The 302-nt window shown below is 43.4% G+C and carries 1 rRNA gene; it reads left to right on the top strand.

The window, feature by feature from the left end:
- Positions 1–61, top strand: a 16S ribosomal RNA gene (locus H5164_RS19860); the annotation flags it as partial.
- Positions 62–302 lie beyond the last annotated feature (241 nt).

Genomic DNA, 302 nt, shown 5'->3' with positions numbered 1-302 from the left:
GACTGGGGTGAAGTCGTAACAAGGTAGCCCTAGGGGAACCTGGGGCTGGATCACCTCCTTACCTATACGACTAACTCAATACCTAAAGTGCAGCGATGCATGTGAGTGTTCACACAGATTACTTGTTAACTTCTTCGGAAGGTGAGTAAAACACACCGCAAGCCGGTTAAGTGTTGTTCTTTAACAATTTGGAAAGCTGATAGTACTAACTAAAGGCGCATGGATGATGATTCGTTGTCGTTTGTGTGATTACGTTAGTGCGAAAAACGTTAATGCGAAAGCATTAACACTTGAGTTCTCAA

It is taken from the genome of Shewanella sp. SG41-3 (genome assembly GCF_014164545.1).
Classification (GTDB): domain Bacteria; phylum Pseudomonadota; class Gammaproteobacteria; order Enterobacterales; family Shewanellaceae; genus Shewanella; species Shewanella vesiculosa.
The sequence above is the reverse complement of the archived record's forward strand: the minus strand, read 5'-3'. Positions and strand labels throughout refer to the sequence as shown.